Raw genomic sequence first — 5725 nt, 5'->3', positions numbered from 1 at the left:
CTTCCATCTCGTACTCTTTCCAGCCAATCAGCGACTCATCAATCAGCAGCTCATTGGTTGGCGACAGGTCGAGACCGCGTTCGCAAATCTCTTCGAATTCTTCGCGGTTATAAGCGATACCGCCGCCGGTGCCGCCCATCGTAAAGGAAGGACGGATGATGCACGGGAAGCCAACGACTTCGGTAATCGCCAGTGCTTCTTCCATGGTGTGCGCGATACCGGAACGTGCGGTGCCCAGACCAATGCTTTTCATCGCCACATCAAAGCGACGACGATCTTCGGCTTTATCAATGGCATCGGCAGTCGCACCAATCATGGTGACGCCGAACTCAGCCAGCACGCCCTGACGCTCCAGTTCCAGCGCACAGTTCAGCGCTGTCTGGCCGCCCATGGTTGGCAGTACCGCATCCGGACGCTCTTTTTCGATAATCTTGCGTACCACTTCCCAGTGAATCGGCTCGATGTAGGTCGCATCGGCCATTTCCGGGTCGGTCATAATGGTTGCCGGGTTTGAGTTCACCAGAATGACGCGGTAGCCCTCTTCGCGCAGCGCTTTACACGCCTGCGCACCGGAGTAGTCAAATTCACATGCCTGGCCGATAACGATCGGGCCAGCACCAAGAATCAGGATGGATTTTATGTCTGTACGTTTTGGCATCGTGGGCTCCTGATTACTTCGCGTTAGAACGGTATGCTTCGATCAGTTCGATAAAGTGATCGAACAGTGGCGCCGCATCGTGCGGGCCTGGGCTCGCTTCCGGGTGTCCCTGGAAGCTGAAGGCCGGTTTGTCAGTGCGATGAATGCCCTGCACGGTTTGGTCGAACAGCGACACATGCGTCACGCGCAGATTGGCCGGCAACTGGCTGTCATCCACCGCAAAACCGTGGTTCTGCGCGGTGATCATCACGGTATTGTTGTCGAGATCTTTCACCGGATGGTTGCCGCCGTGGTGGCCGAGTTTCATCTTGATGGTTTTGGCACCGCTCGCCAGCGCTAACAGCTGATGGCCAAGGCAGATACCGAATACCGGAACATCGGTTTTCAGGAACGCCTGAATGGCGTTAATCGCGTAGTCGCACGGTTCCGGGTCGCCGGGACCGTTCGACAGGAAAATACCGTCTGGATTAAGTGCCAGAACCTCTTCCGCCGGGGTTTGCGCCGGTACTACCGTCAGGCGGCAGCCGCGATCCACCAGCATGCGCAGGATGTTGCGCTTAGCGCCGTAATCGTACGCCACCACATGGAACGGCAGCTCTTCCGCCGTTTTCTGTTCCGGCAGGTCACCTTCCAGTGTCCAGCTACCTTGCTGCCACGCGTAGGTTTCAGCGGTGGTCACTTCTTTCGCCAAGTCCATGCCTTTCAAGCCCGGGAACGCCTGCGCTTTCTGCAGCGCCAGTGCGGCATCCGGATTATCGCCCGCAATAATGCAGCCGCTCTGTGCGCCCTTCTCGCGCAGCAAACGGGTCAGTTTGCGCGTGTCGATATCGGCGATGCCAACGATGTTATTGCGCTGCAGGTAAGCTGACAGACTTTCTTCACTGCGGAAGTTGCTGGTAATCAGCGGCAGATCGCGAATAACGAGGCCTTGAGCATGGATTTGGCTGGATTCTTCATCGGCGGCGTTAACGCCAACATTGCCGATATGGGGATAAGTGAGGGTAACGATTTGGCGGGAATAGGAAGGATCAGTGAGGATTTCTTGATAACCGGTCATTGAAGTGTTGAAAACAACTTCTCCCACTGCCGACCCCGTAGCCCCGATGGCCCGACCGTGGAATTGGGTTCCGTCTTCCAGAACCAAGAGCGCTGACTTAATCAAAACATCCTCCAGGGAATAAACAGTCACAATATTTGCATATTAATTCAAAAGCAGTGCCAGAATCAATGCAAAACCCGCCTGAGTACTCGAATTTTGGCAAATTGCGCGCATTCTAATGATCGCCCCGCACCTTGTCTACAATATGTGGTTATTTTTTTGTATATTTCGGGCAACTGAATGTTAAAAACGGTGAAAGGCGACAAAATAGTGAGATAACTCGGAAAAATAATCGGTTGCCTGACGGCAATAATGGCAAAGTGATGCTAACACGCATAAATTTTTGACCAAATGGTCAAAATTAGCCATCACAAGCCTGATAAATGCTCATTAACTGCAACAAATGAACCCTTCGTAGTGAAAAATAATCAAACCGTCCATTTACAGATAAAATAAAGGGCAATGATAACATTGCCCTCGTCAATCAAGGTCTTACCGATTGAAATAACCACATCACGATGGTTCACAACACTCACAACATCGATAAATCCAGCACATCACGCATATCATAAAGGCCAGATTTCTTGTCCTTTAACCAGCTTGCCGCCTTAACTGCACCATTTGCAAAGGTCATACGGCTGGAAGCCTTGTGGGTAATCTCTACACGCTCACCAATATCTGCAAACATCGCGGTATGTTCACCGACGATATCGCCGGCGCGCACGGTAGCAAATCCGATAGTTTGCGCTTTACGCTCACCGGTATGACCTTCACGGGCATATACCGCGTGCTCATCCAGATTCCACCTCATGGCATCGGCAATCGCCTCGCCCATCGCCAGCGCTGTACCTGATGGTGCATCAACTTTATGACGATGATGCGCTTCTACGATTTCAATATCCGCGTAGTCGCCCATTACCTTCGCCGCCTGCTGCAGCAGATTCAGCACCAGATTGACGCCCACGCTGAAATTGGCAGCGAACACGATGCTAATCTCTTCGGCTGCCGCGCGAATCGCCGCTTTGCCGGCTTCATCAAAACCGGTGGTACCGATCACCATCGCTTTGTTGTGCTGGCGGCAAAACGTCAGATACTCCAGCGTGCCTTCCGGACGGGTGAAATCGATCAGGACGTCAAAGTCGTGAACCACCTTTTGCAGATCGTCAGAGACGATTACGCCCGTTTTGCCGATTCCCGCCAGTTCGCCAGCATCAACGCCCAGCAATGACGAACCGCTACGTGCCAGTGCCGCGCCGAGCGCAACACCTTCCGCCTGCTGTACCGCCTGAATCAAATTGCGTCCCATGCGACCCGGCGCACCAACGATAGCAATGCGGATTTCACTCATAATTATTCATTCCTGATACAAATCTATGCATGTAAAGCGTAAACAGGTTAACGGTCAGATAACAGTCACGCCACAATAATAAAGGGATATAAGAATTTTATGCCAGCCGCGAAACATTATCAGTAAAAGCAATCCCGCATGCTGGAAGTGGGATTTCTGGCTGCGACAGGCAAAGAAAAGGCCGAACAATGTCGGCCTGATTTTACTGCGGTGTGAACCGCTTACTGCACATTACGCACATCGACGCGCAACTCTTTAGGTACTTCAAACACGATGTTCTCTTCACGGCCAATCAGCTCAATCGCCGCTTCACCGCCGAGCTCACGCAGACGCTGGATCACCTGCTGCACCAGAATATCTGGAGCAGATGCGCCCGCAGTGACGCCGATGATCTGCTTATCTTTGACCCACTCTTCCTGAATGTCATCAGCCGAATCAATCAGCTTCGCCAGCTTACCGGCACGCTGCGCCAGTTCGGCCAGACGGTTCGAGTTAGAGGAGTTTTTCGATCCTACGACCAGCACCACTTCAGCATCACGCGCTAAGACGCGTACCGCTTCCTGACGGTTGGTGGTGGCGTAGCAGATGTCATCTTTACGTGGACCGATAATCGCCGGGAAGCGCTGACGCAGTGCATCAATCACATCCGAAGTATCATCGACTGACAGCGTGGTCTGCGTCATAAAGCACAGGTTGCTCTCATCTTTGACGTTCAGCTTGAACACATCTTCCGGTGATTCCACCAGATACATTCCGCCGTTGGGATTGCTGTACTGGCCCATGGTACCTTCCACTTCCGGATGTCCCGCGTGGCCAATAAGAATCGCTTCGACACCTTTACGGCTGGCGCGAGCGACTTCCATATGCACTTTTGTCACCAGCGGACAGGTAGCATCAAACAGCATGGTGAGGTTACGCGCTTTGGCTTCGGCGCGAACCGCTTGCGATACGCCGTGTGCGGAGAAGATCAAAATAGCGTTATCCGGCACTTCAGCGATCTCTTCAATAAAGATCGCTCCACGTTCGCGCAAGCTGCTCACCACGTAGCGGTTATGCACCACTTCATGACGCACGTAGATGGGCGCGCCGTACATCTCCAGCGCGCGCTCGACGATGCTGATGGCGCGATCAACGCCTGCGCAGAAACCGCGTGGGTTAGCTAACAGGATTTGCATCGTTGGCCTCCAGCGCCGGATCAATCTCCAGCACTTCAATATCAAACTGAATGCGCTGACCCGCCAGCGGATGGTTGAAGTCTACGGTGATGGAGTCGCCGGAAACTTCACGGATCACGCCCGGCATTTCGCTGCCGCCACGGCCGCTGAACAGCATAATGGCGCCGACTTCCGGTTCGCCCGCGTCGTTAAAATCACGACGCGAGAAGTACTGAACCAGATCCGGGCTGGTGCCGCCGAAGGCATCTTCCGGCTCGAGGGTAAAGGCGTGCTTGTCGCCCACTTTACGCCCCAGAAGCTGCTGTTCCAGCGCGGCTGAAAGGCTGCCATCGCCCAGACAGAACAGCGCAGGTTTGCCGTTGGCGCGCGTGGATTCAGCCGTCGAGCCATCTTCCAGCTTCAGCGTAAAATGCACCAGCAACGCGCTATCGCGCTGAACAGACTCACTCATTTTTTACCCTTTATCTTTTGCCGGTTTGCCGTTCGGGCTGAGAAAACCTTCCAGCACCACCAGCGCCGCGCCGATACAGATGGCACAGTCGGCGATGTTGAAGGTCGCGAAGTGCCAGTCTCCGACATAGAAGTCGATAAAATCGACCACAAAGCCGTGATACGAACGGTCAAACAGGTTACCCAACGCCCCGCCGATAATCAGCGCGTAAGCAATATTGGTTAATTTGTTGCTAGCAGCATTGCGATACATCATCACCAACAGCGCCACGACGATAGCAATGGCGATGCCGGCAAAGAACCAGCGCTGCCAGCCGCCTTTGTCGGCCAGGAAGCTGAACGCCGCGCCATAGTTATGCGCATAGAACAGATTCAGGAACGGCATCAGCGGCTGCGTTTCATGCAGCATCATGTTGTTGATGACCCACATCTTGCTGCCAAAATCGATGGCGATCACCACCAGCACCAGCCAGAGCCAGCGCAAACCGGTCGAACAAATAGCTTTACTCATCAGGCAAATTTCCGCTGCTCGCCGTTACCGGACACGTTAGTGTAGCAACGGCCACATACCGCAGCGTGCTCAGGATTCTGGCCAACGTCAGTAGTGTAATGCCAGCAGCGCGGACATTTCTCGCCTTCTGCTTTGTGCAGCGCGATTTTCAGACCTTTGAACAGTTCGCTCTGCTGCGCTTCATCGCTGGCAGTGGCGTAATCCGCCACGGTTGCGCCTGAAGTTAACAGCACGAAACGCAGCTCATCGCCCAACGCCTGCAGCTTAGCTGCCAGCTCGGCATCCGCATACAATGTAACCGTGGCTTCCAGCGCGCCACCGATGCGTTTATCGCTACGCGCTTGCTCGATGACCTTGTTCACTTCACCGCGCACTTTCAGCAGATCATCCCAATAGGCGTCGTTCAGCGCTTCGTTATCCGCCAGACCAAACAGATCCTGGTACCACTCTTCGGTGAACACGTATTTCGCGCGCTCGCCCGGCA

At 54.0% G+C, this 5725-nt stretch carries 6 protein-coding genes and 1 pseudogene; all 7 read right to left on the bottom strand.

What is annotated here, in order from left to right; genetic code table 11:
- Positions 1 to 658: pseudogene (carB, locus tag RTY00_RS07090) on the bottom strand (carbamoyl phosphate synthase large subunit); the annotation flags it as partial.
- A 13-nt stretch (positions 659 to 671) separates the two neighbouring features.
- A complete protein-coding gene (gene carA, locus RTY00_RS07085; RefSeq protein WP_256695575.1) occupies positions 672 to 1820 on the bottom strand; it encodes a glutamine-hydrolyzing carbamoyl-phosphate synthase small subunit in 1149 nt (382 codons plus the stop codon).
- 469 nt (positions 1821 to 2289) lie between these two features.
- On the bottom strand, positions 2290 to 3105 hold the full coding sequence (dapB, locus tag RTY00_RS07080; protein WP_312663933.1) for a 4-hydroxy-tetrahydrodipicolinate reductase: 816 nt from the start codon (positions 3103 to 3105) through the stop codon (positions 2290 to 2292).
- 221 nt (positions 3106 to 3326) lie between these two features.
- Positions 3327 to 4280, bottom strand: a complete 954-nt coding sequence (gene ispH / locus RTY00_RS07075) for a 4-hydroxy-3-methylbut-2-enyl diphosphate reductase (protein ID WP_008108655.1) — start codon at positions 4278 to 4280, stop codon at positions 3327 to 3329.
- Positions 4261 to 4731, bottom strand: coding sequence for an FKBP-type peptidyl-prolyl cis-trans isomerase (gene fkpB, locus RTY00_RS07070; RefSeq protein ID WP_008108656.1), 471 nt, complete (start codon positions 4729 to 4731; stop codon positions 4261 to 4263). Before fkpB ends, ispH begins: the two co-directional genes overlap by 20 nt.
- A 3-nt stretch (positions 4732 to 4734) precedes the next feature.
- Complete coding sequence (lspA, locus tag RTY00_RS07065) at positions 4735 to 5241, bottom strand: signal peptidase II (RefSeq protein ID WP_312663932.1); 507 nt, start codon at positions 5239 to 5241, stop codon at positions 4735 to 4737.
- Positions 5241 to 5725: zinc finger domain-containing protein (locus tag RTY00_RS07060; RefSeq protein ID WP_312663931.1), on the bottom strand; the 485-nt coding region annotated here is incomplete at its 5' end. The genes RTY00_RS07060 and lspA, both read right to left, overlap by 1 nt.

Source organism: Pantoea sp. CTOTU49201, from assembly GCF_032054795.1.
Taxonomy (GTDB): domain Bacteria; phylum Pseudomonadota; class Gammaproteobacteria; order Enterobacterales; family Enterobacteriaceae; genus Pantoea; species Pantoea symbiotica.
The sequence above is the reverse complement of the archived record's forward strand: the minus strand, read 5'-3'. Positions and strand labels throughout refer to the sequence as shown.

Bases quoted from the DNA above. Each gene is read 5' to 3' on its own strand.
- dapB (WP_312663933.1), bottom strand. From the start codon at position 3,105: ATGAGTGAAATCCGCATTGCTATCGTTGGTGCGCCGGGTCGCATGGGA.
- fkpB (WP_008108656.1), bottom strand. From the start codon at position 4,731: ATGAGTGAGTCTGTTCAGCGCGATAGCGCGTTGCTGGTGCATTTTACG.
- lspA (WP_312663932.1), bottom strand. From the start codon at position 5,241: ATGAGTAAAGCTATTTGTTCGACCGGTTTGCGCTGGCTCTGGCTGGTG.
- ispH (WP_008108655.1), bottom strand. From the start codon at position 4,280: ATGCAAATCCTGTTAGCTAACCCACGCGGTTTCTGCGCAGGCGTTGAT.